Genomic DNA, 26,671 nt, shown 5'->3' with positions numbered 1-26,671 from the left:
TTCGTCAGATTTTATAATGATTTAACCGCAGTTTGGATTTTTACTAACGATTTTTTCGGTCCAGGAACATTGCCTTTAATAAGGATCACATTACGTTCAGGATCCACTTTTACGATTTCAAGATTTTGAATCGTTACTTGTTCTCCGCCCATGCGTCCAGGAAGTTCTTTTGATTTAAATACTCTGTTTGGAGCAATTGGACCCATCGAACCAGGACGACGATGATAACGAGAACCGTGAGCCATTGGACCGCGAGATTGTCCGTGGCGTTTAATAGCCCCTTGGAATCCTTTTCCTTTAGTTACTCCTGTAACATCTACAACATCGCCTTCAGCGAAAATATCAACTTTGACTTCTTGACCAACTTCATATTGGCTGAGATCAACCCCGCGAATTTCGCGAATGAAGCGCTTAGGAGCAGTGTTTGCTTTTGCAGCATGGCCTTTTTGCGGTTTGTTAGCTAATTTTTCGCGTAGATCTTCAAATCCTAATTGAATAGCTTCGTAACCGTCCGTTTCAACTGTTTTCTTTTGCAACACAACATTCGGAGTTGCTTCAATAACAGTTACCGGAATTAAATCACCATTTTCTGCAAACACTTGCGTCATGCCAATTTTTCTTCCTAAGATTCCTTTTTTGGTCATCAGTCACACCTCCTAATAATGATCTGCTTTATCTTTACAATTTAATTTCAATGTCAACACCAGATGGAAGATCTAATCTCATAAGTGAATCAACAGTTTGTGGTGTTGGATTCACAATATCAATCAGACGCTTATGAGTACGCATTTCAAATTGTTCACGAGAATCTTTATATTTGTGCACCGCACGAAGAATTGTATAAACCGATTTTTCCGTTGGCAACGGAATCGGACCAGATACTGCAGCACCAGAGCGTTTCGCAGTTTCCACAATCTTTTCAGCAGATTGATCTAAAATTCTGTGATCATAAGCTTTTAAACGAATGCGAATCTTTTGTTTTGCCATTATTTTCCCTCCTTCTCCGCCTATTTTCAAATAGACATTCTCCATGGAAATTTCCTCACACACTCGCCATGGCAAAGCGGCCGGGTGTGTCAGCAACCTTCCACTTCATCGCAGTCAAAAACCAACATTGTCTATTATACATAAAAAGTGGTGCAAATGCAACACAATTTAAACAGACAATAGAAATAGCCTCCACTATTATACTGGGGTATTGCCGCAAATTCAAGATAGTGGATAATCAATGGCCGCAGATTAACTTGTAAGGATAAAAACGATGAAATCGAGTAGGAGGGGGTGATTAACCCCCGTCCTCTCACACCACCGTACGTACGGTTCCGTATACGGCGGTTCAATCAAGATAAATGACGCAAGAATTCATAACGTTTCTGTAGACTTTTAAGCCCTTGGTTACTCCAATAGGAGTTTCCAAGGGTTCTGTGTAATATGGGACTTTTTGAGATTCGCCAATAACCTTTGCGACTGTTCCCCCATTCATAAGCTTTCCATTCAGGAACTCCTAGTTTTATGAGGTTGCGTATCCTGGTCTTTGAGGTCTTCCAGTTTTTCCATAAACACATCCGGAGTCTTCGTCGAATCCAGCCATCCAAATCTTCAAAGATACTCTTTGTGTCTGCTAATGCAAAATATCCACACCATCCAAGTAGATATTGGTTAAGTTTCTTAATCCGATATTCCATTGGGTATGGTATTTTTCTTGACGTGATTTCTCGCACCTTTTTCTTCATTCGTTTTAGACTTTGCTTGGCAATCCGAACTTTTGGCTCTTTTGAAGGTGTAAAACTAAATCCTAGAAACTTTCGTTTCCATGGTCGGTCAACCGCAGATTTCTTCTCGTTGACTTTTAGACGAAGTTTTCCCTCAATAAATCGTTTGACACTAGCCATGGTTCTTTCACCAGCCCGTTTTGACTTCACGTAAATATTACAGTCATCGGCATAACGAACAAATTTATGCCCTCTTTTCTCTAATTCTTTGTCTAGTTCATCTAGTACAATATTCGAAAGTAAAGGGCTTAGGGGGCCACCTTGCGGCGTCCCTTCTTCTGTCCTAGATACCACACCATTAATCATGACACCAGCTTGTAGATATTTGCGGATTAGCTTCAATAGTGGCTTTTCTTTAATAGTCTTGGCTAATGTACTCATCAGCCTGTCATGATTCACTCGATCGAAGAACTTTTCTAAATCCATGTCTACTACCCATCTATAACCATCTCTGATATAGCCTTTTGCTTTCCTAACTGCGTCATGAGCACTTCGATTTGAACGAAACCCATAACTATGTTCGGAGAACATAGGGTCATATATCCTCGATAATACTTGGGCAATTGCTTGTTGAATCAAACGGTCTGTTACGGTTGGAATACCTAGTAACCGAACACCGCCATCAGGTTTCGGGATTTCGACTCTTCGAACAGGCATTGGTTCATAGGTACCCTTGAGAATTGCTTCTTTAATGGATATCCAGTTTTCGACTATGTGCTGACGTAGGTTTTGTACGGGCATCATATCTACTCCATGGCTACCTTTGTTCTTTTCTACTCTTTGTAAAGCTAAAAGCATATTCTCCCGTGACAGGATTTGATTCAAAAGCATTGTTATTCTTCCTTCCGTGAATAGCTTATCTTCTTATGCCAGTGGTCACTCCACCCTCCAAGAGGTCCCCCACGGGATTCACCGTTTCCTTCCTCAAGTGAGGTACTACGTTTTCTGTGTTCGACATGACACACTGAATGCAAAGGGCTATTCTCTCTTAATTGTTCAGTCCTTCCGAATTGTTCTAGACCAATTCGTACTATGACCTCTGCTGACTTCTGATGGCTCAGCTACTTATCACTAAGTAGGTTATGAAGGGTACTTCACGTATCCATCAGACCTCCCCGGGTAAGAGTGTAATCTTTCCTTCCATCCATCTGCTTCATTTACTCTGTATCACCTTCGGCAGAAAGGGCTTTGTTTTGTTGTGCAAACTCACCCAGTGATACCTAGCCTCATATGAAGTTCGTGTTCCTCAGATCGGAAGTTTGCCGCCCGCTTCCTTCAGATTCCGCGTCACCACGGACACCCTTGCGTTAAGCTAACTGCTACTTCTGCCTTCGCAGCTCGGGACTTTCACCCTATAGATTACACCCATGCCGGGCGCACACAAAAAAGCAACAGCACGACATTAGTCGTGCTGTTGCTTCATATTATAAATACTACCTGACTATCGATTATTCAAGGATGCTAGATACAGAACCAGCACCTACTGTACGTCCGCCTTCACGAATAGAGAATTTTGTTCCTTCTTCGATCGCAATTGGCGAAATCAATTCAACAGTCATTTCAACGTTGTCTCCAGGCATAACCATTTCTACGCCTTCAGGAAGAGTGATAATTCCCGTTACGTCAGTTGTACGGAAATAGAATTGAGGGCGGTAGTTAGAGAAGAATGGAGTATGACGTCCACCTTCTTCTTTAGACAAAACGTATACTTGTGCTTTAAATTTTGTATGAGGAGTGATAGTTCCTGGTTTTGCTAATACTTGACCACGTTGAACTTCTTCACGGGAAATACCACGAAGAAGGGCACCGATGTTGTCACCAGCTTCAGCATAGTCAAGAAGTTTACGGAACATTTCTACTCCAGTAACTGTAGTTTTCTTAGGTTCGTCGGAAAGACCGATGATTTCTACTTCGTCACCAACTTTTAATTGACCGCGTTCTACACGACCAGTAGCAACAGTACCGCGTCCAGTGATAGAGAACACGTCTTCTACTGGCATCATGAACGGTTTGTCAACTTCACGTTCTGGAGTTGGGATGTATTCGTCTACTGCATCCATTAATTCAATAATTTTGCTTTCCCATTCAGGATCTCCTTCTAAAGCTTTAAGAGCAGATCCTTTGATGACAGGAATGTCGTCACCAGGGAATTCGTATTCAGAAAGAAGATCGCGAACTTCCATTTCAACTAATTCAAGTAATTCTTCGTCGTCAACCATGTCGCATTTATTTAAGAATACAACGATGTAAGGAACACCTACTTGACGAGAAAGAAGAATGTGTTCGCGAGTTTGAGGCATAGGACCATCAGCTGCAGATACAACAAGGATAGCCCCGTCCATTTGAGCAGCACCAGTGATCATGTTTTTAACGTAGTCAGCATGTCCTGGGCAGTCAACGTGTGCATAGTGACGGTTGTCTGTTTCATATTCAACGTGTGCAGTAGAAATAGTAATACCGCGTTCACGTTCTTCAGGAGCACCGTCGATTTGATCATATGCGCGAGCTTCTGCTTTACCTTGTTTAGCAAGAACAGTGGTAATAGCAGCAGTTAAAGTTGTTTTACCATGGTCAACGTGACCGATTGTACCAATATTAACGTGTGGTTTTGAGCGATCGTATTTTGCTTTACCCATTAGGGAATCCTCCTTTTATAAAATAAGGTTAAGTATATATATATATGGGGCTTTGAAGATAGAAGTGTCCCTATCTTCAAAGATACCATAACTTACAATGTTATTTATACTTTATTGCTCACTATAAATCAATTATTCGCCTTTATTTTTTTTAATAATTTCTTCAGCGATGCTCTTCGGAACTTCTTCGTAATGATCGAAGTGCATAGTGTATGTTCCGCGACCTTGAGTGTTGGAACGCAAGGATGTTGCGTAACCAAACATTTCAGCAAGCGGTATAAACGCTTTTACAACTTGAGCATTTCCGCGAGCTTCCATGCCTTCCACTCTTCCGCGTCTGGAAGTGACATCGCCCATGATATCTCCTAAATATTCTTCAGGAATAACAATTTCTACTTTCATGATTGGTTCAAGAAGAACCGGATCACATTTTGAAGCAGCGTTCTTCAACGCCATAGACGCCGCAATTTTGAACGCCATTTCACTGGAGTCGACATCATGGTAAGAACCATCAAAGAGTTTTGCTTTGATGTCAATTAAAGGATAACCAGCTAAAACACCGTTTTGCATAGCGTCTTCCAAACCGGCTTGTACAGCTGGGATATATTCACGAGGAACAACTCCTCCGACAATCGCATTTTCGAACTCGAAACCTTTTCCTTCTTCATTTGGCGAAAATTCGATCCAAACATGTCCGTATTGACCACGACCACCGGATTGACGAACGAATTTTCCTTCCACTTGAGCAGATTTACGGAACGTTTCGCGATAAGCAACTTGAGGAGCGCCTACATTCGCTTCTACTTTGAATTCCCGTTTCATACGGTCGACGATAATATCAAGATGAAGTTCTCCCATACCTGCGATAATGGTTTGACCTGTTTCCGTATCAGTATGGGCATGGAATGTTGGGTCCTCTTCTTGCAGCTTGCTTAATGCGATGGACATTTTATCTTGGTCGGCTTTTGATTTCGGCTCAATAGCAACCTTAATAACCGGATCCGGGAATTCCATGGATTCCAAAATAATTGGGTTCTTTTCATCACATAGAGTATCGCCAGTTCCAGTATCTTTTAAACCAACAGCCGCTGCAATATCTCCCGCATAAACGGTTGAGATTTCTTGGCGGTGGTTAGCGTGCATTTGAAGAACACGTCCAACGCGTTCACGTTTATTTTTCGTCGAGTTCAATACATAAGAACCAGAGTTCAACGTTCCAGAATAAACACGGAAGAACGTTAATTTACCAACATAAGGGTCAGTCATTACTTTAAACGCCAAAGCAGAGAATGGTTCGTCATCACTTGCATGGCGTTCTTCTTCTTCGTCTGTATTCGGGATCGTTCCTTTAATAGATGGAATATCCACTGGAGACGGAAGATAATCGATCACACCGTCCAGCATTAGCTGAACACCTTTGTTTTTAAACGCAGAACCACAGAATACTGGGAAGAACTCAACATTTACTGTTCCTTTACGGATAGCAGCCTTTAATTCCTCGTTTGTGATTTCTTCACCTTCAAGGTATTTCATCATTAAGTCTTCATCCAGTTCCGCAACAGCTTCGATTAGTTTGTTGCGATATTCTTCTGCTTGTTCTTTGTAGTCATCTGGAATTTCACGTTCTTCGATACTAGAACCTAAATCGTCAGCATAATAGTATGCTTTCATTTCAATCAGGTCAATAATCGCTTCAAATTGATCTTCCGCACCAATTGGAAGTTGGACAGGGTGCGCATTTGCTTGAAGACGCTCATGAAGCGTTTTAACAGAATATAAAAAGTCTGCTCCGATTTTGTCCATCTTATTGACAAACACAATACGGGGAACTCCGTATGTAGTAGCTTGGCGCCAAACAGTCTCTGTTTGCGGTTCAACCCCGGATTGGGCATCAAGAACAGCTACGGCACCGTCAAGTACGCGCAAGGAACGTTCAACTTCTACAGTAAAATCCACGTGCCCAGGAGTATCGATAATATTAATACGATGACCTTTCCATTGAGCAGTCGTAGCGGCAGAAGTGATCGTAATACCGCGTTCTTGTTCTTGCTCCATCCAGTCCATTTGGGATGCACCTTCATGGGTTTCCCCAATTTTATGAATGCGTCCCGTATAGAAAAGAATACGCTCAGTTGTTGTTGTTTTACCGGCGTCAATGTGAGCCATGATACCGATATTGCGAGTCTTTTCTAAGGAGAACTCTCTTGGCATGTTGTCTTTCTCCTTCCTTCACAAAATAATAAAATAAATCCCGCTTGCAATCTCCCAATCATCTCGTAAGTTTCAAGGAGATTCAGAACAAAAATTCAAGTCCAACACCCTTATCCATCATAAGGGGATAAAGAAATCCCCTCTGACGGAATTTCAAGAAACAGCAAGTGTCGGTCCATTCTTACCAACGATAATGTGCAAAAGCTTTGTTAGCTTCAGCCATTTTGTGAGTATCTTCGCGTTTTTTCACTGCTGCACCTGTGTTGTTGGCAGCATCCATAATTTCGTTGGCTAAACGTTCTTCCATTGTTTTTTCACCACGAAGACGAGCATAGTTCACTAACCAACGAAGTCCTAAAGTGGTGCGACGTTCTGGACGAACTTCAACCGGAACTTGATAGTTGGCTCCACCAACACGACGTGCTCTTACTTCTAATACAGGCATGATATTTTTAAGTGCTTGATCAAACACTTCCATAGGATCTTTGCCTGTACGTTCGCGAATGATATCAAATGCAGAGTAAAGAATTTTTTGCGCTTTTCCTCTTTTTCCGTCGATCATAATTTTATTGATCAAACGAGTGACTAGCTTTGAATTGTAAATGGGATCTGGCAAAACGTCTCTTTTTGCCACTGGTCCTTTACGAGGCATATGATTTCCTCCTTTCGATACTGATTATTTGTGCATTATTTTTTCTCTTTTGGTTTTTTCGTACCGTATTTTGAGCGGCCTTGTTTGCGGTTTTCAACACCCGCAGTATCTAATGCTCCACGAATAATATGATAACGAACCCCTGGTAAGTCTTTTACACGTCCTCCACGAATGAGCACAACGCTGTGTTCTTGGAGGTTATGTCCGATACCAGGAATATAAGCAGTAACCTCAATACCGTTTGACAAACGAACACGAGCGTATTTACGCAATGCAGAGTTCGGTTTTTTCGGAGTCATTGTACCAACACGTGTACATACTCCGCGCTTTTGAGGCGAAAATACATCTGTTTGTACTTTCTTAAAGCTGTTTAATCCTTTATTAAGCGCCGGAGATTTAGATTTAGTTATTTTAGATTTACGAGGTTTGCGTACTAATTGGTTAATTGTAGGCATGAAATTTTCCTCCCTTCGTTTTTGTTTAAGCCCACACATCCAGGTGGTTCATTTTTTGGCAAAAACAAAGTTTTTGTAGTCATCTACAAAAACGCTATTCATTGACAATAGCAACAGCCGCTGCACCAACATCGATCCCACAAGCTTTTCCGAGCTTTTTCATCGAACTGACATAAGTAATAGGTACATTCGATTGTTTCGCTTCTTGAATCACTACTTCGACGACTCTGCTATCAGCGTCGGAAGCAACGACTACTTCTAGGGCACGATTATTCTTGATGGCTTTTGCTGTTTGTTTTGTTCCTATAATCACTTTTTTTGCCTGTGCTACTTTTTCATAAGACATATTGAAACATCCTCCAAAGTAACAAGGTATAGATAGGAGCACCTTGAATATAGTAACACTTTCAATTTTTAATGTCAACGTCAGAATGAAAATTTTCATCCGGCACCGGTGAAGACCGGCGCCGGATAGGTGATTAATCTTGTGCTACAGGCTGTTCCTCTTTTTCTTTAGCTTTTTTTGTAACAACCGGTTCTGATTTGCGATAACGCTGCATTCCCGTACCTGCTGGAACAAGCTTACCAATGATGACATTTTCTTTCAATCCAAGCAATTCGTCCCGTTTGCCCTTGATGGCAGCATCTGTCAACACGCGAGTTGTTTCTTGGAACGAAGCTGCGGATAAGAAAGATTCTGTTTCCAAAGATGCTTTTGTGATTCCTAACAGCACCGGACGACCGGTTGCAGGGGTCTTACCTTCCAATAATACTTTTCGGTTTGCTTCTTTAAATTGATGTATATCCAGTAATGAACCTGGAAGTACATCAGTATCACCGGCATCAATGACACGTACTTTCCGAAGCATTTGTCTTACCATAACTTCAATGTGTTTATCGCCGATTTCAACCCCTTGCATACGATAAACTTTTTGAACTTCTTTCAACAGATATTCTTGAACCGCAGACACATCGCGAACTTTGAGCAATTCTTTCGGATCGATGGATCCTTCCGTGATTTCCTGTCCACGTTCTACTTTATCATTCACACTTACTTTTAATCTTGCGGTGTAAGGAGCTGTATAAGTCCGAGTTTCAACTTCGCCTTGAACCACTATTTCGTATTGACGATCTCGACCTTCGTTAATCGCTGTAACGACACCGTCAATTTCAGAAATAACCGCTTGCCCTTTCGGATTACGGGCTTCAAACAACTCTTGGACACGTGGCAAACCTTGCGTGATGTCGTCTCCTGCTACACCACCTGTATGGAATGTACGCATTGTTAATTGCGTACCAGGTTCCCCGATGGATTGAGCAGCAATAATACCGACAGCTTCGCCGACTTCCACTTCCTGTCCAGTCGCCAAGTTGCTTCCGTAACATTTTTTACATACGCCATGGCGTGTGTTGCAAGTGAAGGCAGAACGAATCCAAACTTGTTCAATTCCAGCATCTACAATAGCTCTTGCTGTATCTTCTGTAATCAATTCGTTTTCGCGAACAAGAATTTCTCCTGTTTCCGGATGTTTGACCGTTTTTCTGGAGTAGCGGCCAACAAGACGTTCTTCTAAAGGCTCGATTACTTCTGTACCATCTTTGATCGAAGAAATTAACAAACCACGATCCGTTCCGCAATCCTCTTCACGGACAATGACATCTTGCGCTACGTCGACCAAACGTCGTGTTAAATAACCAGAGTCGGCAGTTTTCAACGCCGTATCAGCAAGACCTTTACGAGCACCGTGAGTGGAAATGAAGTATTCGAGTACGGTTAAACCTTCACGGAAGCTGGATTTAATCGGCAATTCAATAATCCGGCCAGCCGGGTTTGCCATTAAACCGCGCATACCAGCTAACTGCGTAAAGTTCGAAGCATTACCACGGGCACCGGAATCACTCATCATGAAGATTGGGTTTGTTCTATCTAAGTGTTCCATCAGTCTGCCTTGGATTTGATCTTTGGCAGCACTCCATATGGAAATAACCCGATCATAACGTTCATCTTCTGTAATAAGACCTCGTTTGAATTGTTTCATGACCGTATCGACCTTAGCTTGAGCTTCTTGCAAAATTTGCGGTTTTTCAGCCAATACGACGATATCGGCAATACCGATCGTAATTCCTGCTTTTGTAGAATATTTGAAACCGAGGTCTTTCATCCGGTCAAGCATCTTCGAAGTTTCCGTAATTTTGAAACGTTTAAACACTTCCGCAATGATGCTTCCCAAGATTTTTTTCTTAAACGGTTGGATAAGCGGTTGTTTTTTAATATGTTCTTTCACATCCACCGTTGGATCAACAAAATATTTTTCAGGTGTTTTACCTTCCAAATTTTCTTTTGTTGGCTCATTAATGTATGGGAATGTGTTTGGCAAAATTTCGTTGAAAATAAGTTTTCCAACAGTCGTAATCAATAATTGTTTATTTTGTTTTTCTGTAAAGGTTTGGTTATGAAGCGAACCGGCATGAACCGCAATACGAGAGTGCAAATGGACATAGCCATTTTGATAAGCGATCAAAGCTTCGTTCGCATCTTTGAAGACCATTCCTTCTCCGACTGCATTTTCCCGTTCAAGCGTTAAATAATAGTTACCAAGCACCATATCCTGAGATGGCGTTACGACTGGTTTACCATCTTTAGGGTTCAAGATGTTTTGAGCGGCCAACATCAACATCCGAGCTTCTGCTTGTGCTTCCGCAGACAACGGAACGTGAACAGCCATTTGGTCTCCATCGAAGTCCGCATTATAAGCTGTACAAACAAGCGGATGAAGACGAATGGCGCGACCTTCTACCAATGTTGGTTCAAACGCTTGAATTCCTAAACGGTGAAGCGTTGGGGCACGGTTCAGCAATACAGGATGTTCTTTAATGACTTCTTCTAGTACATCCCATACTTCTGGTTGAACTCGTTCAATTTTTCTTTTAGCGCTTTTAATGTTGTGCGCTAATCCTTTTTCAACAAGCTCTTTCATTACAAAAGGCTTAAAGAGTTCAAGCGCCATTTCTTTCGGCAGTCCGCATTGATACATTTTTAAGTTCGGACCTACAACAATAACAGAACGGCCAGAATAGTCAACACGTTTTCCTAGCAAGTTTTGACGGAAACGACCTTGTTTCCCTTTCAGCATATGAGAAAGAGATTTGAGCGGGCGATTTCCAGGTCCAGTTACAGGTCGACCGCGACGTCCGTTATCGATAAGAGCATCGACTGCTTCTTGCAGCATTCTCTTTTCATTTTGGACAATAATATTTGGAGCACCTAAATCTAAAAGACGTTTTAACCGATTGTTTCTGTTGATAACCCGCCGGTACAGATCATTTAAGTCCGAAGTAGCAAAACGTCCTCCGTCAAGTTGAACCATTGGGCGCAGTTCAGGAGGAATAACCGGAAGAACATCTAAAACCATCCATTCCGGTTTATTGCCGGAATTACGGAAAGCTTCCAATACTTCCAATCGTTTAATAGCACGTGTTCTTCTTTGCCCTTGAGCTGTTTTTAATTCTTCTTTTAATGTCTCTACTTCTTTATCCAAGTCGATGTCTTGTAAAAGCTTTTTAATAGCTTCTGCACCCATTGATGCTTGGAATTTATTTCCGTATTTTTCTCTATACGTACGGTATTCTTTTTCAGAGAGGAGTTGTTTTTTCTCTAATGTTGTTTCCCCAGGATCCGTCACAACGTAAGAAGCAAAATAAATAACTTCTTCTAGGGCTCTAGGCGACATGTCCAAGACAAGTCCCATGCGGCTTGGAATTCCTTTGAAATACCAAATGTGGGACACTGGCGCAGCCAATTCAATATGGCCCATTCTTTCCCGACGAACTTTCGATTTGGTGACTTCCACACCGCAACGATCACATACAACACCTTTATATCTCACTCTTTTATATTTTCCGCAATGGCATTCCCAGTCTTTTGTTGGACCGAAAATACGTTCACAGAATAAGCCGTCTTTTTCTGGCTTGAGAGTTCGATAGTTAATCGTTTCGGGTTTTTTTACTTCACCGTAAGACCAAGACCGGATTTTATCCGGAGACGCTAGACCGATTTTCATATACTCGAAATTATTTACATCTAGCAAGGGGCCTACCTCCCTTTTTATATAGAGCTTTGCAAGTTTTAAATCGTTCCTCCCTATTTTGTCATCCGGGAGGAACGACCTATCTGCCAAAAATCTTTTCTGAGTCTATAGAACGACCGAGCATCATTCTTTAGTGCCGACTTTTTCCGATTCTTCATTGCCTTCCGTCACAATGTTTAAAGAGTCAACTTGCTGAATATCGTCTTCATCTTCCAGCTCTTTCATTTCAATTTCTTTTTCATCACCTGAAAGAATTTTGACATCTAAACCTAAACTTTGAAGTTCTTTGATCAATACTTTGAAAGATTCAGGAACTCCCGGTTCAGGAACATTTTCTCCTTTAACAATAGCTTCGTATGTTTTTACACGGCCGACTACATCGTCGGATTTCACCGTGAGGATTTCTTGTAGCGTATAAGCTGCACCATATGCTTCCAGCGCCCACACTTCCATTTCTCCAAAGCGTTGTCCACCAAACTGTGCTTTCCCACCAAGTGGTTGTTGGGTGACGAGTGAGTATGGTCCTGTTGAACGAGCGTGCAGTTTATCATCGACCATGTGAGCCAGTTTGATCATATACATGATACCAACTGATACACGGTTATCGAACGGTTCCCCAGTCCGGCCATCGTAAAGAATGGTTTTGCCATCTCTAGGCATTCCTGCTTCTTCGATCGTTTCCCATACGTCATCTTCACGGGCACCATCAAATACAGGAGTTGCAACATGGATTCCCAGCTTACGGGCAGCCATACCCAAATGGAGTTCCAACACTTGCCCGATGTTCATCCGTGATGGCACCCCTAATGGGTTAAGCATGATATCGAGAGGGGTTCCGTCCGGTAAAAACGGCATATCTTCCTCAGGCAAAATGCGTGAGATAACCCCTTTGTTACCATGGCGTCCAGCCATTTTGTCTCCTTCATGGATTTTCCGTTTTTGAACGATATAAACACGAACCAACTGATTGACGCCAGGTGGTAGTTCGTCTCCATCTTCACGGTTAAAGACTTTTACATCCAAGACAATTCCGCCGCCGCCATGAGGCACTCTTAAAGAAGTATCTCGGACTTCGCGGGCTTTTTCACCAAAAATGGCGTGCAGCAAACGTTCTTCAGCCGTTAATTCTGTAACGCCTTTAGGAGTTACTTTTCCTACTAGAAGGTCACCGTCTTTTACTTCAGCGCCAATGCGGATAATTCCACGTTCATCTAGATTTTTCAGCGCATCTTCCCCAACGTTCGGAATATCGCGGGTGATTTCTTCCGGTCCAAGTTTTGTATCGCGTGACTCGGATTCATATTCCTCGATGTGGATTGATGTATAAACATCATCTTTTACGAGGCGTTCACTCATGATAATAGCGTCTTCATAGTTATAACCTTCCCAAGTCATAAATCCGACCAAAACATTACGACCTAACGCTAATTCACCTTTATCCATGGACGGACCGTCAGCTAAAATTTCACCTTTTTTCACTCGATCTCCGACTTGGACAATAGGACGTTGGTTGTAGCACATACCTTGGTTAGAACGAACAAATTTCAGAAGACGGTATTTATCCAAGTCGCCTTTTACTTCTTGGCCATCCACTTCTGATACACGACGAACCCAAATTTCTCTTGCCTCTACGTGTTCAACAATACCGTCATGCTTACAGATAACAGCAGCCCCTGAGTCTCTTGCTGAAACATGTTCCATTCCTGTTCCAACAATTGGTGCTTCAGGCTGAATGAGCGGTACTGCTTGACGCTGCATGTTGGCTCCCATTAAAGCACGGTTGGAGTCGTCGTTTTCAAGGAACGGGATACATGCCGTTGCCGCAGACACAACTTGTTTTGGCGAAACATCCATGTAATCAACACGTTCTTTCTTGACGACCGTGTTTTCGCCTCGGATACGCGCAACGACTTCATCATCAACAAACGCTCCATTTTCATCTAAACGGGCATTTGCCTGTGCAACGACATAATTATCTTCTTCATCAGCCGTTAAATAATCAATTTGGTCAGTCACTCTTCCGGTTTCCGGATCTACGCGGCGATACGGAGTTTCAATAAAACCGAAACGATTGACTTTTGCGTAAGTAGAAAGAGAGTTAATCAACCCGATATTCGGACCTTCAGGGGTTTCAATTGGACACATACGACCATAGTGGGAATAGTGAACATCCCGTACTTCAAAGCCCGCACGTTCCCTCGTCAATCCACCTGGTCCCAATGCTGATAAACGACGTTTATGTGTTAATTCTGCAAGAGGGTTGGTTTGATCCATAAATTGAGACAACTGAGAACTTCCGAAAAATTCTTTGATCGACGCGATGACTGGTCGAATGTTAATTAATTGCTGAGGCGTAATCGTATTGGTATCTTGAATGGACATTCTTTCACGAACAACACGTTCCATTCTCGATAAACCAATGCGGAATTGATTTTGCAGCAATTCACCTACCGAACGCAAGCGACGGTTTCCTAAATGGTCAATATCATCAGTATGTCCCACACCATACAGCAAATTAAAGAAATAACTAATAGATGCAATGATATCAGCTGGAGTGATGTGTTTTACATTCTCATCCGGCACCGCATTGCTGATAATGTTGATTACTTTGTCTTCATCACTGTTGGGGGCATAAACTTTTATGGATTGGACCACGATATCGTCTTCCAAGACACCGCCCGTTTGGCGATAGGTTTTAAAACCAATACCATTTTCGATGTTAGGCAAAATTTTGTCTAAAGTCCGGCGATCTAAAACGGTTCCTTCTTCGGCAATAATTTCTCCCGTCTCAGGATCAACAAGTGTTTCTGCCAGACGTTGACCGAAAATGCGGTTTTTAATATGAAGTTTTTTGTTAATTTTATAGCGTCCTACATTGGCCAAATCATACCGTTTCGGATCGAAAAAGCGGGAAATTAATAAGTTTCTAGCGTTTTCAACCGTCGGCGGTTCGCCCGGACGCAGGCGTTCATATATTTCAATAAGAGCTTTTTCCGTATTGTCTGTATTATCTTTTTCTAATGTATTTCGAAGATATTCGTTGTCACCAAGCAACTCGATGATTTCTTGATCAGAGCCAAAACCAAGAGCCCGTAGAAGAACCGTAACAGGCAGTTTTCTTGTCCGATCAATACGTACATATACGATATCTTTGGCATCTGTTTCGTATTCAAGCCAAGCTCCGCGGTTCGGTATAACAGTTGCTGTAAATCCCTGTTTTCCGTTTTTGTCCATTTTACCGTTGAAGTAAACGCTTGGCGAGCGGACCAATTGGGAAACAATGACCCGTTCAGCACCGTTAATGATAAACGTTCCCGTTTCCGTCATAAGCGGGAAGTCACCCATGAATACTTCTTGATCTTTCACTTCGCCTGTTTCTTTATTGACTAAACGCACCTTTACTCGAAGAGGAGCAGAGTAAGTTGCATCTCGCTGTTTCGCTTCTTCCACCGAATACTTTGGTTCACCGAGACTATAGTCGATAAATTCCAAAGATAAGTTTCCAGTGAAATCCTCGATCGGCGAAATATCCTGGAACATTTCTCTTAGTCCCTCATCAAGAAACCATTGATAAGAGGATGTTTGAATTTCAATAAGATTCGGCAATTCTAAAATTTCACTGATACGTGCATAACTTCTGCGTTGGCGGTGTCGTCCGTATTGAACTAGTTGACCTGTCAACTGATTCACCCCTCAAATCAAGCGTTTTAGTTGCATCTATCCTTTTATGTCGGGGATAGCCCCTAACAACTAAGGCAAAAAGAAAAAGGTTTTTTCTTAGAAAACCTCAAATTCACATGAACTAGTTATTATATTATCTTTTCCATAATACCCAAAATTTAACCATCAGCTTATTTTTTCAATTAAGACTTGGATAATATATTGGCATTTTATAATATTAACACAACCATTATTTGTCGTCAATGTTTTTCTGCTTTTAAAACGTAATAACCTTTCTTTTTCTCTTCAACGGAAACGGATTGAAACAGTTCCTCCAGTTTTCTCATTGCTGATGGGGCGCCTTGTTTTTTTTGGATCACCGCCCAAAACTCTCCTCCGGGTTGAAGTTTATCATAGCTTTGCGAAAAAATTTTATGGACAATCGCCTTGCCCGCTCTTATCGGGGGATTGGTCAGTATAGCAGCAAAGCCGTACTCTTTTACGTTATCCAAACCATCGCTTTCATAAATCTGTACATTTTCAATGCCATTCATATCTGCGTTTTCCTTCGCGAGCGACAAAGCGCGCAAATTGATATCGACCATATGCACCGTTCTTTCGGGACAATAAGCAGCAACCGCCAACCCGATAGGACCGTAGCCGCATCCGACGTCGAGTACCGGACCTTCTAAACGAGGCGCTCGAAAACTTTCGATTAGTAAACGCGAACCAAAATCGACTTCCTTTTTAGAAAAAACTCCGGCATCGCTTTTAAAATGAAAGGAGTGATTTTTTAATTGATAATCCCAGTAAATCGGGTTGCTTTTGATTTCGGGGGAACGCGAAAAATAATGATCTGCCAAATTGTATCCCCTCCAAAGGAGTGATTGCGAAGAATTGGTTTAAGAAGAAAAAGTGCAAAAAAGCCCGCTGATTCAGCGAGCTTTTTCATAAAATTGTAATTACTTAACTTCAACGCCAGCTCCAACTTCTTCAAGTTTCGCTTTGATTTCTTCAGCTTCTTCTTTAGAAGCGCCTTCTTTAATTGGTTTTGGAGTATTGTCAACAAGTTCTTTTGCTTCTTTAAGTCCAAGACCTGTGATTTCACGAACCACTTTAATAACTTTGATTTTTTGTGAACCTGCATCAGTCAGAATTACATCGAATTCTGTTTTTTCAGCAGCGTCAGCGCCACCAGCAGCAGCACCAGCGATAGCCACAGGAGCAGCAGCCGTTACGCCAAATTCTTCTTCAATAGCTTTTACTAAGTCGTTTAATTCAAGAACGCTCATTTCTTTGATAGCGTCGATGATTTGTTCTTTCGTCATCTTTATTTTCCTCCTTAAATTATTTTATCACAATGCAGTCATATAATCATAGCAATAAGGATTATGCGCCTTGTTCTTCTTTTTGTTCAGCCACAGCTTTAGCCGCAAGAGCAAAGTTGCGGATTGGTGCTTGAAGCACGCTAAGCAGCATTGAAAGCAGACCTTCGCGAGACGGAAGTTCAGCCAACGCTTTGATTTCTTCTACGGAAACAACTTTTCCTTCGATGACCCCAACTTTAATTTCAAGCGCTTCGTTTTCTTTAGCGAAGTTGTTTAAAATTTTAGCCGGAGCTACAACATCATCGTTGCTGAAAGCGATGGCGTTCGGACCTGTCAACACATCGTTGATTTCCGCCAATTCAGCCGCTTCAGCAGCACGGCGTGTTAAAGTATTTTTATATACTTTAAATTCCACACCTGCTTCACGAAGTTGTTTACGAAGTTCTGTAATTTCCGCAACGTTTAATCCACGGTAATCTACCACAACGGTCGAAACGCTGTTTTTAAATTTTTCCGTAATTTCTTCCACAATTTGTTTCTTTTTTTCGATTGCAGTGCTCATCTTTACACCTCCTATATATGGCAGATGAACATTTATACCGCGCGAGCCAATAAAAAACCTCCATGCGTAGACACGGAGGCAAAGAAGACAATGTCAAAAGGACATACATCTATCCAATCTTACCTCGGCAGGAAATTAAGCTTCAAAGAAAGCACCTGCTGTCTACGGTACAAATGTTATTCGTTTTTCAAACGTGTTTGATTATATTATAACTTACGCAAATTGTCAATTTGATTTTACAGCAACGGAAGCTGGATCTACTTTAATTCCAGGTCCCATCGTAGAAGTAACGGAAACATTTTTCATATATGTTCCTTTAGCAGCAGCTGGTTTTGCTTTTAATAAAGTTTCAAAGATCGTTGCAAAGTTTTCAACAAGCTTTTCATTATCAAATGAAACTTTACCAATAGGAACATGAATGTTTCCAGCTTTATCTACACGGTATTCTACTTTACCGGCTTTAATTTCTTGAACTGCTTTCGTTACATCAAAAGTAACAGTGCCGGTTTTAGGGTTCGGCATTAAACCTTTAGGACCTAAAATACGACCTAGTTTACCAACTTCACCCATCATGTCCGGGGTTGCCACAATCACGTCAAAATCAAACCAGCCTTCGCTGATTTTGTTGATATATTCTGTATCGCCAACGTAGTCTGCGCCTGCCGCTTCCGCTTCTTTTGCTTTTTCACCTTTCGCAAACACAAGAACTTTCGCTGTTTTACCAGTTCCATTTGGAAGTACAACAGCTCCGCGAATTTGTTGGTCCGCTTTCTTCGGATCAACGCCAAGACGGAAAGCAGCTTCAACCGTAGCGTCGAATTTGGCATAGTTCGTTTTCTTTACTAAGTCAATTGCTTCTTCAATAGAATAAGCTTTCGAACGATCAACAAGCTTAAGAGCTTCTAAATATTTCTTTCCTTTTTTAGCCATTTCAATATCCTCCTTATGTGGTATTAACGGAAATCCTCCCACTAATAAAGGCTGCGAGTGAAAGTAATCCAATACATTCAACTTCGCAACCTTGTCAACAATCACTTAAGCGTTAGTCTTCAATCACAATGCCCATGCTGCGTGCAGTACCTTCAACCATTCGCATAGCTGCTTCCACGCTGGCTGCATTAAGGTCCGGCATTTTCAATTCAGCGATTTCGCGTACTTTGTCGCGTTTAATTGTTGCTACTTTGTTGCGGTTTGGCTCACCAGAACCGGATTCGATACCGGCTGCTTTTTTAAGCAATACGGCAGCAGGCGGTGTTTTGGTGATGAATGTAAATGAACGGTCCTCAAAAACCGTAATTTCAACCGGAATGATTAAACCTGCTTGGTCTGCTGTACGAGCATTAAATTCCTTACAGAATCCCATGATATTGACACCAGCTTGACCAAGCGCAGGACCTACTGGCGGAGCAGGATTTGCTTTACCTGCAGGGATTTGCAATTTAACTACTTTGATTACTTTTTTAGCCACGAGACACACCTCCTTAAGTCCGTGATGTGGTACTTGGAGAATCCAATCTCCTCCCACTCATGCAGTCATCTATCAAAATCAGCCTCCCAATCGAGAGACACACTGACTTATGAAATAGTACCATTTTTTTAGCGAAAATTCAAGTTGGTTACAAAATTATTTCTCTACTTGATCAAAATCAAGCTCAATTGGCGTCTCCCGACCAAACATATTCACAAGAACTTTCAATTTTCCTTTGTCATAGTCAATTTCTTCAATGGTTCCGGCAAAATTCGCAAACGGACCTTCTTTCACCGTTACCACTTCACCAATTTCAAAGTGAACGTCAAGGCGTTTTTCCTCGATGCCCATTTGTTTTAAAATGGCCTCTACTTCTTCCGGCAAAAGAGGAGTCGGCTTGGATCCAGAACCAGAAGATCCGACAAAACCGGTGACACCAGGAGTATTTCGTACTACATACCAAGAATCGTCAGTCATGACCAGCTCCACCAGTACATAACCGGGGAAAACTTTTCTTTTTACTACTTTCTTTTTCCCGTTTTTTACATCCGTTTCCTCTTCCTCCGGCACAATCACACGGAAAATTTTGTCTTGCATTCCCATTGATTCAACTCTTTTTTCTAAATTTGCTTTTACTTTATTTTCGTAGCCTGAATACGTGTGTACTACATACCAATTTTTCTCCATTTCCAAGGGACTTAGCGTCCTTCCCTCCTCCAAGTTATACAGCTCTTTGTGGACAGCCACGGATCATCTTTCATTGCAGGAAGATCATTTTCTACAGACCTGCCACATTAGCTTATTAGTGCGTTCGATTGAAAACCGCAAAGAAATATCTGTATTTTCATTGTTTTAGACTTTCGATGAAAACACATGTGGTCAGTTCGCTCTTTTTATCCAAATGAAAAAACCCGAATATCCCGGGCTTTTTCTGCATCTTGACTATTTTGTTTTCATTATACCATGTATGAAGAAGGTATATTCAAGGGAAATAAAAAGATTTTACCATCATTTTAATATCCAGCGAACGATCGAAGAAATTCCCAAGTCCACGACCGCGAAAAAAACGGCCAAAAACGCGACGGTCGCGATAACTGTTATGGTGTAGTTCGTTAATTCTTTCCGATTAGGCCAGCTGACCTTTCTCATCTCAGATGTGACGTTACGGAAAAATTGGGCAATACGTGACATGTCGAAACCTCCATATAATGCTTGCTCTTACGATTATTTCGTCTCCTTATGAATCGTATGTTGATTGCAATATTTGCAAAACTTTTTCACTTCTAAACGCTGAGCCGAGTTGCTCCCGTTAACAGAATAATTTCTTGAACCGCATTTTGAGCAAGCTAAAACGACTTTTTTTCTCATTTTTGGTCACCTAATAAGATTATAACGTTGAAATGTTAAAAAAATATCACTATAATTGTAAAATGTCAAACAAACGTGAGTCAGTCAAGATTTTGTGGGAACTTTTTTGGTTCGCTAAAAAACAGGTGTAAGTCATAGGTTAGCGAACCATTTTTTTAAATATCATCCGTAAGCGCTTTCGGACTCTCATCCCTTGCCATGACAGACCGATATGTATACCTTTTTTTACCATCCCTTGAGTTCAGACAGGGCATGATAGATCGGTGTCCCGGACGATTGCTGTAAATATGGCACGTTATTCCGCGTGATCTCCGGCCAAAGACGGCGGACGCGTTGTTTCGCCTTGTTCACGATCGTCTGTTTGGTGGATGCCGTCGACACCGTTTCCTCCGCCGGATGCGACGATTCTTCTCCTAAACGACGTCCGAAAAGACGAATCCCATCCATCCGGGCAATCATTGCCTTGAAAAACGCCCTAAGTCCCTTGTCTGTCCAACTGCGGCGGTATTTCACCCGATACGCCAACTGGCTCATCACGCTTTCAGCCCTCCCCATCGGATACATGCCCGTTGTGTCCACTCCTTGCTCCTTCAGCCATTCCCGGTAATCACGGATGCATCCCGGCATCGATTCGATCCGGTGGATCAAGGCAGCCAGCTGTTGTTCTTTCGCTTCGTCCCCCAGCGTGCCGAGGGCGCTGTTCAGTTCCACAAGCAGCTTCTCTTCATCCTGCTTCGCCAGCTTTTGCCGAATCGCCTGCCACCGTGGATGGCCCGAGAGGCATTGGCGCAACTCACGCGCCACGTGGAATCGATCCAATTGGAAGCAGACCCGTCCCTTGAAATACTCCCGGCACGCGGTAATCCATGGAGCGCCGTCCCCGTTGATGACAAGAAGATCCCGACACGGATCATAGGCATATTCATTTATCAAAAATTCCTCGAAGCCTTCCCACACCTCCCCCTTGCCCTCATGGACGTAATGGCGCTGATTGACAAATTCGATCCGTGAGCCGTTGCGCTTCCACCCTTCGTGAACGGTTAGGATCTTGTCTTCCTTGGCCCGTTTTCCCTTCCCTTGGCGAGAAACAAACAGTCCATCGGCCTCCACAAACAGCACCCGTCCATATCGCTGGTTGACCGGGCAGTGCAGCGGAGCTTCAGCTTCGAGCACCAACTGGCGGATCGCCTCATGGCTCATCACCGGATACCCGACCATCTGGGCAAGCGTACGAGCCGCTTTGCGATAAGAAGAGCACTCCACCGCCAATCCCACCGCTGTTTCTTCTAGACAAGGGCTGATTGACTGCGATCCATCAAACGCTAAAAAGGAATCAAGCAAAAACGTGTAACGGTTTTGTTCCCGGTCTAAATAGTAGTTCCGCTCAAAGGTAACTTCGCCAAACAGGGTTTGAATCGTGATGCGTCGTTTGTCTTTCAAGTGGTACCGGCGCTTGTCCCGGGTTTCCGCCAATTGTCGGTCGATGTCCTCCAACAAAGCCGTAAACAGTTCGGCGAAGGCGTTTTGCAAGGCTCGAAACAAATCAAGTTCGATCTCTTTCCATGACAACGAATTTGTGGTAAGATGTTGTTGAATATTCATGGGACTCTCTCCTCCTGTTTGATGGTTTGGCAATGATCATCTTACCAGGGAGAGAGTCCTTTTTTCATGTTTCCTGCTTGGGATCCTACCGCGCTTCGCTTGGTGGCCCCGATGAGGGGGATTGCGAACCTACGTTCCCAACCCCCTCATCGGGGAATTCTAAGAATTTCTCCCACAAACATTTTACTCACACTTGAGATAATTGTTTTATTTCAAGATAGCGCTCAAGTTTTCTTTTTACCCTTTGTAAAGCATTATCAATCGATTTGACGTGGCGGTTCAGCTCTTCGGAAATCTCTTGATAAGACTGACCGTCCAAATACAGTGCCAATACCTTTCTTTCAAGATCGCTCAATAGCTCATTCATTTTTTCCTCGATGCTGTCAAATTCTTCTCTGTTGATTAACAGCTCTTCCGGATCAAGCATTTTTGTCCCCGAAATGACGTCCATAAGCGTCCGGTCTGATTCTTCGTCATAAATCGGCTTATCAAGTGATACATAAGAATTTAAAGGTATATGTTTTTGCCTCGTAGCTGTTTTAATAGCGGTTATAATTTGTCTTGTAATGCAAAGCTCCGCAAAAGCTTTAAAGGTTGTAAGCTTGTCCTCTTTATAATCACGGATGGCTTTGTAAAGGCCAATCATTCCCTCCTGAACAATATCTTCCTTATCGGCGCCAATCAGGAAATAAGAACGAGCTTTGGCCCTTACAAAGTTTTTGTACTTGTGAATCAGAAAATCCAATGCTTCACTATTCCCTTGATGAACCAATTCGATAATTTCTTCGTCATCCATCTTTTCCAATACCCCGCCGTTTAAGCTCCGATTATTCAAGCTCACACCATCCCCTCGACCGCAAAAACATAGTTAGAAATATTATACAGTAGAAATTTTTTGAACGTCAACGAATCATTTTTGACCACGGCGCCATTTTTCAAAAATTTCCGCCACTTCGTCACTAAGAAAGATTTTTGAAACAGATTTCGCTTCTTGCGTTTTCTTCACTTTCTTTTTTATTTTTTTCTCGATTTCTTTCATCTCGATCAGCAATTCCCGTGCTGAAATACGAAGCGCCCCTTGCCCAAAAACGGCCCATTGTTCCGTATAATCGGATGTTGCTACATATACTTGATTGCGAATATTCGTCAATTCAATCGCCTTTTTTTCAATCCATTCATCGGCAGATTCATTTTCTCTCGTAAAGACGACTTCGACTTGATAATTTTGATATCTTTTTTCAATCCCCTTTACATAGTGGGCATCAAACACGACGATCACTTTAAATCCGCTGTATCCTTGATATTCTGCCATTTTTTCAATTAAACGGTCCCTTGCTGCCGCTAAATCTTTTTTCTTCAATTCCTGAAGTTCCGGCCAGGCTCCGATAATATTGTAGCCGTCGACTAATAGGATGTTCATCTTAATCCCCTAAAGGATAACGATTTCTAAAAATCTCATACATGAGCAATCCGGCTGCAACCGATGCGTTTAATGAGGTTACATGGCCTCTCATCGGAAGGCGATACAGAAAATCACATTTTTCTTTTAGCAGCCTGCTCATTCCTCGCCCTTCACTGCCAATAATTAAACCAAGCGGAAGCTTTCCGTCAAGACTTCGATAATCCTCATTGCCTTGAGCATCTGTCCCCGCAATCCAAAGGCCTCTCTCTTTAAGCTCGTCCACTGTCCGGGCCAAGTTCGTAACGCGGGCAACAGGGATATATTCTATGGCACCGGTGGAAGCTTTCGCTACCGCCGTCGTTAGCCCTACCGCTCTTCGTTTCGGAATGATAATTCCATGGACACCGACAGCATCGGCCGTTCTCATGATAGAGCCTAAATTATGCGGATCTTCGATTTCATCTAAAATTAAAAGAAAAGGCGTTTCCTTTCTTTCAGCGGCCACTTGAAACAATTTATCTATATCTGCATACTTGTATGCTGCCACTTGTGCGACAACACCTTGATGGTTTTCGTTCACTAGTTGATCAATCTTTTGTTTCGGGACAAATTGAACGAGAATGTTCGCCTTTTTTGCTTCTTTAATGATCGGCGTCATAGATCCTTTTTGAGCACCATCCGCAATCCATATTTTATTGATCTCCCGCTTGGATCGAAGGGCTTCCAACACAGTGTTCCTGCCGGCAATTAATTCCTTATCCAATGGGGCTCCTCCTCCTTTTAATCTGTTGGTATTTGTAAAGATTGATCGATGATGTCATTCAATCGGGATGACTGCCCCGTTAAAAACAAATAGCCGATCAATGCTTCAAAAGCAGTGCTGTAGCGATAGGTTTGCACATCGGTATTTTTCGGAACCGTGCCGGATTTTGCATTTCTTCCCCTTTTTACTATAGACAACTCCGTTTCGGAAAGAACGTGATCATCGATCAATTTTTTCAAAATCATAGCCTGCGCTTTGGCTGAAACATAATGAGTGGCAGCTTTGTGCAGACGATTCGGTTTGACATATCCGTTTACTAAAAGATGTCGGCGAACATATACTTCATAGATCGCGTCGCCCATATAAGCCAGCGCCAGGCCATTTAATTGTTCAGCGTCCTCCATTTGTTCAAATTCCATCATTCTTTTATCCTCTTTTCCATCTCGTCCCTTGCGGCGTATCTTCCAAAATAATATTCATATTCTTTAATTGATCCCTAATTTCATCCGCCAGCTGAAAATTGCGCTCCTTGCGTGCTTGGTTCCGCTTTTCAATCAGCTGCTCGATCTCTTCATCCAGCCACTCATTCACTTCCAGCTTCAATCCCAAGACGGAAAAGAGATCTTCGAATTCTTTCATAAATGCGGAAATGACTTTTTCAGACGTATGTTTCTCCATCAAATAGTAATTGGCTTGCCGGGACAGTTCAAACAAAACCGAAATGGCGTTCGCCGTGTTGAAATCATCATCCATTTCCTTCACAAACTCATCGTGAAGCTTTTGAATTTTTTCTATCCATTCATGATCATTTTCGGTTAAATTGGTACTGGCTTCTTTCCTGTGTTTTAAATTTTGATAAGAAGTTTTCAACCGTTCCAGCGATGTTTTAGCGTTTTCCAGCAATTCTTCGCTGTAATTGATCGGATGGCGGTAATGGACAGACAGCATAAAAAACCTCAACGCGTCGGGATCATGCTTTTGAATAATATCATGGACCAAAACGAAATTTCCTAGCGACTTGGACATCTTCTCATTATTAATATTAATATAACCGTTATGCATCCAATAACGAGCAAATGTCTTGCCGGAAAGAGCTTCTGATTGAGCAATTTCGTTTTCGTGGTGAGGGAACGTTAAATCTTGCCCACCCGCATGAATATCAATAGTATCTCCTAAATAATGGCGAGCCATCGCCGAACATTCAATATGCCATCCGGGACGTCCTTTTCCCCACGGGCTATCCCAAGAAATTTCGCCTTCCTTTGCCGCTTTCCACAACGCAAAATCAAGAGCGTCTTCTTTTTTCTCGCCAACCTCGATACGGGCTCCCACTTTCAATTCATCAATGGATTGATGGGAAAGCTTCCCGTAGTCTTTAAACTTTCTCGTGCGGTAATAAACATCACCGTCTACTTCGTAAGCATAACCTTTCTCTTCCAACGTTCGAATAAATTCAATGATGATGTCCATATTTTCCGTAACTCGAGGATGAATGTCCGCCCGTTTGCAACCGAGGGCTTCTACATCTTCAAAATAAGCGTGGATAAACCGATTGGCAAGTGTCGGGACATCTTCTCCCAGTTCTCTTGCCGCCCGTATCAATTTATCATCCACGTCTGTGAAATTGGAAACGTATTGGACATCGTATCCACGAAATTCCAGATATCTTCGCACTGTATCAAAGACGATCGCGGGGCGGGCGTTTCCAATATGAATATAATTGTATACAGTCGGGCCGCATACATACATTTTCACTTTCCCTTTTTCCAGGGGAACGAAAGGCTCCTTGCGCCTAGTAAGCGTATTATAAAGTTGAATTGACATTTTCTTTTTCCCCTTTCCGCAAGTTTTCGATTTCCTCTCGAAGTCTTTTTATTTCCTGTTCCATTTCACGTAAACGATCTGCAATCGGATCCGGCAAGTCGCGGTGATTTAAATCCTTTTTGATTTTTTTCCCATTTTGTACGACAATTCTTCCGGGAATGCCAACAACCGTAGAATTCGGGGGAACATCTTTTAAAACAACCGAACCAGCCCCTATTTTTGAATTCTCTCCAATTGTAATGGAACCAAGCACTTTTGCACCCGTTGCAATCAGCGCATTATCTTTGACGGTTGGATGGCGTTTTCCTTTTTCCTTCCCTGTGCCGCCGAGAGTAACGCCTTGATAAAGTGTCACATTATCACCAATTTCACAAGTCTCGCCAATCACAACTCCCATTCCATGATCTATAAATAATCTGCGGCCAATTTTGGCTCCAGGATGGATTTCAATTCCGGTAAAAAAGCGGCTTATTTGCGAAATCACTCTCGCAAGAAAATAAAATTTTCTTTTAAACAAGGCATGCGCAATCCGATGAGCCCAAATGGCGTGCAAGCCAGAATAAGTCAAGATGACTTCAAGATAGCTTCTTGCAGCTGGATCCTGTTCGAAAACCACTTCAATATCTTCTTTTAATGTTTTAAACATTCATCTCTCCTCCTTTACATTCATGATTTTGTACAGCTAATTACCGCTCTTGCTTCCTTATATCAAGATTGGCAATAAAAGCAGATCCTGTATTCGGCTATGACTTTTATTTTCGTTTATTAGGTGCTTTTTCTTCATCCCGATTTTTATTTTCATGCAAAAAAGGAGACTAATTTGGCAAAGCATTCAGCTTTTTAAATAGCCAGCTGCAAACAAGAACCCCCCTCATTTAAA

25 protein-coding genes and 1 other annotated feature are annotated in these 26,671 nt (G+C 42.2%); all 25 genes read right to left on the bottom strand.

Features of this window, described 5'->3' with window-relative positions; translation table 11 throughout:
* Positions 1-11: 11 nt before the first annotated feature.
* Positions 12-644, bottom strand: coding sequence for a 50S ribosomal protein L3 (gene rplC, locus N1I87_RS00705; RefSeq protein ID WP_003354782.1), 633 nt, complete (start codon positions 642-644; stop codon positions 12-14).
* A 34-nt stretch (positions 645-678) separates the two neighbouring features.
* Positions 679-987: a 30S ribosomal protein S10 gene (gene rpsJ, locus N1I87_RS00700; protein WP_003354783.1), complete on the bottom strand. Its 309-nt coding sequence runs from the start codon at positions 985-987 to the stop codon at positions 679-681.
* Positions 988-1,340: 353 nt separating this feature from the next.
* Complete coding sequence (ltrA, locus tag N1I87_RS00695; RefSeq protein WP_003354109.1) at positions 1,341-2,603, bottom strand: group II intron reverse transcriptase/maturase; 1,263 nt, start codon at positions 2,601-2,603, stop codon at positions 1,341-1,343.
* Between the two features lie 617 nt (positions 2,604-3,220).
* A complete protein-coding gene (tuf, locus tag N1I87_RS00690) occupies positions 3,221-4,408 on the bottom strand; it encodes an elongation factor Tu (protein ID WP_003354788.1) in 1,188 nt (395 codons plus the stop codon).
* Between the two features lie 132 nt (positions 4,409-4,540).
* Positions 4,541-6,619: an elongation factor G gene (gene fusA / locus N1I87_RS00685; protein WP_270583431.1), complete on the bottom strand. Its 2,079-nt coding sequence runs from the start codon at positions 6,617-6,619 to the stop codon at positions 4,541-4,543.
* A 181-nt stretch (positions 6,620-6,800) separates the two neighbouring features.
* A complete protein-coding gene (gene rpsG / locus N1I87_RS00680) occupies positions 6,801-7,271 on the bottom strand; it encodes a 30S ribosomal protein S7 (protein ID WP_003354790.1) in 471 nt (156 codons plus the stop codon).
* A gap of 35 nt (positions 7,272-7,306) precedes the next feature.
* Positions 7,307-7,726, bottom strand: a complete 420-nt coding sequence (gene rpsL, locus N1I87_RS00675) for a 30S ribosomal protein S12 (RefSeq protein ID WP_003354791.1) — start codon at positions 7,724-7,726, stop codon at positions 7,307-7,309.
* A 94-nt stretch (positions 7,727-7,820) separates the two neighbouring features.
* Positions 7,821-8,072: a 50S ribosomal protein L7ae-like protein gene (locus N1I87_RS00670; RefSeq protein WP_341100212.1), complete on the bottom strand. Its 252-nt coding sequence runs from the start codon at positions 8,070-8,072 to the stop codon at positions 7,821-7,823.
* A gap of 133 nt (positions 8,073-8,205) precedes the next feature.
* Positions 8,206-11,814: a DNA-directed RNA polymerase subunit beta' gene (gene rpoC, locus N1I87_RS00665; RefSeq protein WP_003354793.1), complete on the bottom strand. Its 3,609-nt coding sequence runs from the start codon at positions 11,812-11,814 to the stop codon at positions 8,206-8,208.
* Positions 11,815-11,937: 123 nt separating this feature from the next.
* Positions 11,938-15,495 carry a DNA-directed RNA polymerase subunit beta gene (gene rpoB / locus N1I87_RS00660; protein WP_003354794.1) on the bottom strand — a complete coding sequence of 1,186 codons (3,558 nt, stop codon included), beginning with the start codon at positions 15,493-15,495 and terminating at the stop codon, positions 11,938-11,940.
* Between the two features lie 239 nt (positions 15,496-15,734).
* Positions 15,735-16,337, bottom strand: a complete 603-nt coding sequence (locus N1I87_RS00655) for a class I SAM-dependent methyltransferase (RefSeq protein ID WP_270583434.1) — start codon at positions 16,335-16,337, stop codon at positions 15,735-15,737.
* Positions 16,338-16,436: 99 nt separating this feature from the next.
* Positions 16,437-16,802: a 50S ribosomal protein L7/L12 gene (rplL, locus tag N1I87_RS00650; RefSeq protein WP_048622368.1), complete on the bottom strand. Its 366-nt coding sequence runs from the start codon at positions 16,800-16,802 to the stop codon at positions 16,437-16,439.
* Between the two features lie 61 nt (positions 16,803-16,863).
* Complete coding sequence (gene rplJ, locus N1I87_RS00645; protein ID WP_003354797.1) at positions 16,864-17,364, bottom strand: 50S ribosomal protein L10; 501 nt, start codon at positions 17,362-17,364, stop codon at positions 16,864-16,866.
* Between the two features lie 42 nt (positions 17,365-17,406).
* Positions 17,407-17,550, bottom strand: a sequence feature (ribosomal protein L10 leader region).
* Between the two features lie 39 nt (positions 17,551-17,589).
* Positions 17,590-18,294, bottom strand: coding sequence for a 50S ribosomal protein L1 (rplA, locus tag N1I87_RS00640; protein WP_270583435.1), 705 nt, complete (start codon positions 18,292-18,294; stop codon positions 17,590-17,592).
* A gap of 112 nt (positions 18,295-18,406) precedes the next feature.
* Positions 18,407-18,832, bottom strand: coding sequence for a 50S ribosomal protein L11 (gene rplK, locus N1I87_RS00635; RefSeq protein ID WP_003354800.1), 426 nt, complete (start codon positions 18,830-18,832; stop codon positions 18,407-18,409).
* Between the two features lie 156 nt (positions 18,833-18,988).
* Positions 18,989-19,519, bottom strand: coding sequence for a transcription termination/antitermination protein NusG (gene nusG, locus N1I87_RS00630; protein ID WP_040341608.1), 531 nt, complete (start codon positions 19,517-19,519; stop codon positions 18,989-18,991).
* A 321-nt stretch (positions 19,520-19,840) separates the two neighbouring features.
* Positions 19,841-20,023: a preprotein translocase subunit SecE gene (secE, locus tag N1I87_RS00625; RefSeq protein WP_048622365.1), complete on the bottom strand. Its 183-nt coding sequence runs from the start codon at positions 20,021-20,023 to the stop codon at positions 19,841-19,843.
* Positions 20,024-20,056: 33 nt separating this feature from the next.
* Entirely contained in the window at positions 20,057-20,200 is a 144-nt protein-coding gene (rpmG, locus tag N1I87_RS00620; RefSeq protein ID WP_040341604.1) for a 50S ribosomal protein L33, read from the bottom strand.
* Positions 20,201-20,425: 225 nt separating this feature from the next.
* The gene (locus N1I87_RS00615; RefSeq protein ID WP_341100208.1) at positions 20,426-21,802 is read right to left on the bottom strand and encodes an ISLre2 family transposase; all 1,377 of its coding nucleotides are present in this window, start codon (positions 21,800-21,802) and stop codon (positions 20,426-20,428) included.
* A gap of 187 nt (positions 21,803-21,989) precedes the next feature.
* Positions 21,990-22,598, bottom strand: coding sequence for an RNA polymerase sporulation sigma factor SigH (sigH, locus tag N1I87_RS00610; RefSeq protein ID WP_341103234.1), 609 nt, complete (start codon positions 22,596-22,598; stop codon positions 21,990-21,992).
* Positions 22,599-22,712: 114 nt separating this feature from the next.
* Positions 22,713-23,222 (bottom strand): NYN domain-containing protein, encoded by a 510-nt coding sequence (locus N1I87_RS00605; protein WP_048622364.1) that lies wholly within the window; start codon positions 23,220-23,222, stop codon positions 22,713-22,715.
* A gap of 1 nt (position 23,223) precedes the next feature.
* Positions 23,224-23,967 carry a 23S rRNA (guanosine(2251)-2'-O)-methyltransferase RlmB gene (gene rlmB / locus N1I87_RS00600; RefSeq protein ID WP_003354805.1) on the bottom strand — a complete coding sequence of 248 codons (744 nt, stop codon included), beginning with the start codon at positions 23,965-23,967 and terminating at the stop codon, positions 23,224-23,226.
* Positions 23,968-23,984: 17 nt separating this feature from the next.
* On the bottom strand, positions 23,985-24,389 hold the full coding sequence (locus tag N1I87_RS00595; RefSeq protein WP_003354806.1) for a Mini-ribonuclease 3: 405 nt from the start codon (positions 24,387-24,389) through the stop codon (positions 23,985-23,987).
* 4 nt (positions 24,390-24,393) lie between these two features.
* Positions 24,394-25,791: a cysteine--tRNA ligase gene (gene cysS, locus N1I87_RS00590; RefSeq protein WP_341100205.1), complete on the bottom strand. Its 1,398-nt coding sequence runs from the start codon at positions 25,789-25,791 to the stop codon at positions 24,394-24,396.
* Positions 25,772-26,437: a serine O-acetyltransferase EpsC gene (epsC, locus tag N1I87_RS00585; RefSeq protein ID WP_341100204.1), complete on the bottom strand. Its 666-nt coding sequence runs from the start codon at positions 26,435-26,437 to the stop codon at positions 25,772-25,774. The genes cysS and epsC overlap by 20 nt, the downstream gene beginning before the upstream one ends.
* Positions 26,438-26,671 lie beyond the last annotated feature (234 nt).

The organism is Bacillus sp. FSL W8-0102 (genome assembly GCF_038007225.1).
Classification (GTDB): Bacteria; Bacillota; Bacilli; order Bacillales; family DSM-4216; genus Bacillus_O; species Bacillus_O smithii.
Note: the sequence above shows the minus strand (reverse complement) of the source record. Positions and strands in the feature narration are given on the sequence as shown.

Coding starts and splice junctions, on each gene's coding strand:
- rplC (WP_003354782.1), bottom strand. CDS start 644: ATGACCAAAAAAGGAATCTTAGGAAGAAAAATTGGCATGACGCAAGTG.
- rpsJ (WP_003354783.1), bottom strand. CDS start 987: ATGGCAAAACAAAAGATTCGCATTCGTTTAAAAGCTTATGATCACAGA.
- ltrA (WP_003354109.1), bottom strand. CDS start 2,603: ATGCTTTTGAATCAAATCCTGTCACGGGAGAATATGCTTTTAGCTTTA.
- tuf (WP_003354788.1), bottom strand. CDS start 4,408: ATGGGTAAAGCAAAATACGATCGCTCAAAACCACACGTTAATATTGGT.
- fusA (WP_270583431.1), bottom strand. CDS start 6,619: ATGCCAAGAGAGTTCTCCTTAGAAAAGACTCGCAATATCGGTATCATG.
- rpsG (WP_003354790.1), bottom strand. CDS start 7,271: ATGCCTCGTAAAGGACCAGTGGCAAAAAGAGACGTTTTGCCAGATCCC.
- rpsL (WP_003354791.1), bottom strand. CDS start 7,726: ATGCCTACAATTAACCAATTAGTACGCAAACCTCGTAAATCTAAAATA.
- N1I87_RS00670 (WP_341100212.1), bottom strand. CDS start 8,072: ATGTCTTATGAAAAAGTAGCACAGGCAAAAAAAGTGATTATAGGAACA.
- rplL (WP_048622368.1), bottom strand. CDS start 16,802: ATGACGAAAGAACAAATCATCGACGCTATCAAAGAAATGAGCGTTCTT.
- rplJ (WP_003354797.1), bottom strand. CDS start 17,364: ATGAGCACTGCAATCGAAAAAAAGAAACAAATTGTGGAAGAAATTACG.
- rplA (WP_270583435.1), bottom strand. CDS start 18,294: ATGGCTAAAAAAGGAAAGAAATATTTAGAAGCTCTTAAGCTTGTTGAT.
- nusG (WP_040341608.1), bottom strand. CDS start 19,519: ATGGAGAAAAATTGGTATGTAGTACACACGTATTCAGGCTACGAAAAT.
- secE (WP_048622365.1), bottom strand. CDS start 20,023: ATGTCACGTATTGCCCAATTTTTCCGTAACGTCACATCTGAGATGAGA.
- rpmG (WP_040341604.1), bottom strand. CDS start 20,200: ATGAGAAAAAAAGTCGTTTTAGCTTGCTCAAAATGCGGTTCAAGAAAT.
- N1I87_RS00615 (WP_341100208.1), bottom strand. CDS start 21,802: ATGAATATTCAACAACATCTTACCACAAATTCGTTGTCATGGAAAGAG.
- sigH (WP_341103234.1), bottom strand. CDS start 22,598: ATGGATGACGAAGAAATTATCGAATTGGTTCATCAAGGGAATAGTGAA.
- N1I87_RS00605 (WP_048622364.1), bottom strand. CDS start 23,222: ATGAACATCCTATTAGTCGACGGCTACAATATTATCGGAGCCTGGCCG.
- N1I87_RS00595 (WP_003354806.1), bottom strand. CDS start 24,389: ATGATGGAATTTGAACAAATGGAGGACGCTGAACAATTAAATGGCCTG.
- cysS (WP_341100205.1), bottom strand. CDS start 25,791: ATGTCAATTCAACTTTATAATACGCTTACTAGGCGCAAGGAGCCTTTC.
- epsC (WP_341100204.1), bottom strand. CDS start 26,437: ATGTTTAAAACATTAAAAGAAGATATTGAAGTGGTTTTCGAACAGGAT.